General features: G+C 67.1%; 3 protein-coding genes. 1 reads left to right on the forward strand and 2 read right to left on the reverse strand.

All coding sequences use genetic code 11. From position 1 onward, the window contains the following. Window positions 1-763, forward strand: a 763-nt coding sequence (locus A5707_RS04180; RefSeq protein ID WP_269455134.1) for an ArsB/NhaD family transporter, incomplete at its 5' end; no start/stop codon positions are given. Here the strand turns inward: A5707_RS04180 and A5707_RS04185 are convergent. Further along, the gene (locus tag A5707_RS04185) at window positions 738-1,643 is read right to left on the reverse strand and encodes a glycerophosphodiester phosphodiesterase family protein (RefSeq protein WP_065013265.1); all 906 of its coding nucleotides are present in this window, start codon (window positions 1,641-1,643) and stop codon (window positions 738-740) included. The genes A5707_RS04180 and A5707_RS04185 overlap by 26 nt on opposite strands. A gap of 6 nt (window positions 1,644-1,649) precedes the next feature. Next, the coding region (gene rlmB / locus A5707_RS04190) for a 23S rRNA (guanosine(2251)-2'-O)-methyltransferase RlmB (RefSeq protein WP_065013266.1) at window positions 1,650-2,388 on the reverse strand (739 nt) is incomplete at its 5' end.

Consider the following 2,388-nt stretch of genomic DNA (forward strand, 5'->3'; position numbering starts at 1 on the left):
GCTCGCCTTCCACACCGCCGACCTGTCGTTCATCAAATTCACTGCGGTGATGGCGTTGCCATGGCTGGCCGCGGTGGGCACCGTATATCTGGTCTTTCGTTGGTTTTTCGCGCGCGATCTGGACGTGTCGCCGGAGCGGCAGGAGATCGGACCGCCACCGCGGCCGCCGATATTCGTGCTGGCGGTAGTGGTTTTGACGCTGGCCGGGTTCGCCATCACCGAAGCGGTGGGTGTGGCGCCGGCCTGGGCGGCGATTGCCGGGGCTGCGGTGTTGGGTATCCGCAGCCTTCGGCACCGCCACACCACCGTGGTGGAGCTGGTGCGCGCAGTCAATGTGCCGTTCTTGGTGTTCGTGTTGGCGCTGGGCATCGTCGTAGAGGCGGTGATGCTCAACGGCGTGGCCGACGGCATGCGCGCGGTGCTGCCGTCGGGTTCGAGTTTGGTTGCGCTGCTGGGCATCGCGGCGGTTGCTGCTGTGCTGGCCAACCTCGTCAACAACCTGCCCGCGACGCTGGTGCTGCTTCCGCTGGCGGCGAGCAGTGGGCCCGCCGCGATCATGGCGGTGCTGATCGGGGTGAACATCGGGCCCAATTTGACCTACGTCGGCTCGCTGTCCAACCTGCTGTGGCGGCGGGTACTGCGGCGGCACAACGTCCCGGCGAGCATCGGTGAATACACCAGGCTGGGGCTGTGCACCGTCCCGACCGCGTTGGTGGCGGCGGTGCTGGCGTTATGGGTCAGCGTGCGACTGCTGGGGGTTTGACAGCCCGAGCAGGCAACGGCATGCCGAGATCGGCCATCACCGCGCGTAATTGGGCGGGCCGGTCGGTGATGATGCCGTCGACGCCGGCAGCGATCAGGGTGCGCATTGCGCCGTCGTCGTTGACCGTCCACGGAAGCACCGTGATTCCCAACGCATGCGCCCTGTCGACCAGCGCGCTGTCGACCAACGGGTATGCCGGCGAGACGATGCTCGCGCCAACCATCGCCGCAGCAAGGACCGGGTCACCGACGAGGGCCGGGTCGATGCCGGCCAGCCACGGCGAGCCTGGTCGCCACGTGGTCTGATTCCACAACGCCACCAGCGGAATCGACGGCTCGGCGCGCCGGACCATCGGCAATGTCTGCCAATCGAAACTTTGTATCTCGACCCGATCGAGCTTGCCCGCCAACCGGGCCGCGTCCAGGATCACGTCGACGAACTCCTGGGGACTCGCTGACGCGCCGGGCCGCTCGGGGTCCACCTTGATTTCGATGTCGTAGCGGACGTCAGCGCGATACGAGTCGGTGAGGGCGAAGATTTCCGGCAGCGTGGCGATCGGATCGCCGCAGTCAAGCGTGCGGATCTGCGCCAGGGTCAGCTCGTATACCAGCTTGCCGACGTACGGATACTGCGGATCACCGGCAACAGCCGGCCCGGTATCGGCGCAGTACTGCGGTCGGATGTCCTGGTCATGCCAGACGACGGGTTGGCCGTCTTTGGTGATACCGATGTCGAATTCCAAAGTGCTGACGCCGATTTCGAGCGCCGCAGCACCACCACGGTGCGCGACCACGTCGAAGCTGGATGGTTGTGCGCTGGCAGGCGGCGGACCAGGAACGACGAGAACCGCCAGAACCAGTGCGCCGAGGCGGCAACGCATGCGCCGTTAGCGCCTGCGTTGGCGCGCGATCTCGGCGAGCACCACTCCGGCGGCCACCGAGGCGTTCAACGACTCGGCGGAACCGGCCATCGGGATCGACACCACCGCGTCGCAGCTCTGCCGCACCAGCCGGGACAGCCCCTTGCCCTCGGATCCGACCACCACTACTACCGGCCCGGTTCCGTCCAAGTCGTCGAGCATGGTGTCACCCTCGGCGTCCAGTCCGACCAGCTGCACACCGCTGCCGGCCCAATCCTTCAGGGTGCGAGTCAGATTCGTGGCACGTGCGATCGGTACCCGGGCCGCCGCGCCGGCGCTGGTCCGCCAAGCCACCGCGGTCACCGATGCGGAGCGCCGCTGCGGAATCAGCACGCCGTGGCCGCCTACGGCGCCCACGGATCGCACGATCGCGCCCAGATTGCGCGGGTCGGAGATGTTGTCCAAGGCGACCAATAGCGCCGGCGGGGTGTCCATTGCGGCCGCGAGCAGGTCGTCGGGATGGGTGTAGTCATACGCGGGAACTTGCAGGGCAATGCCTTGGTGCAGACCGTTGGTGGTCATTCGGTCAAGATCGCCACGCGGAACTTCTAGAATCGCGATACCGGAATCGGCGGCCCGGGTGACGGATTCGGTGAGGCGCTCGTCGGCCTGAGCGCCGAGTGCGACGTAGAGCGCGGTGGCCGGGACGCCGGCGCGCAGGCATTCCAGCACCGGGTTGCGGCCCAGTACGGTCTCGGTCTCATCT

The organism is Mycobacterium kyorinense, from assembly GCF_001672775.1.
Classification (GTDB): Bacteria; Actinomycetota; Actinomycetes; order Mycobacteriales; family Mycobacteriaceae; genus Mycobacterium; species Mycobacterium kyorinense_A.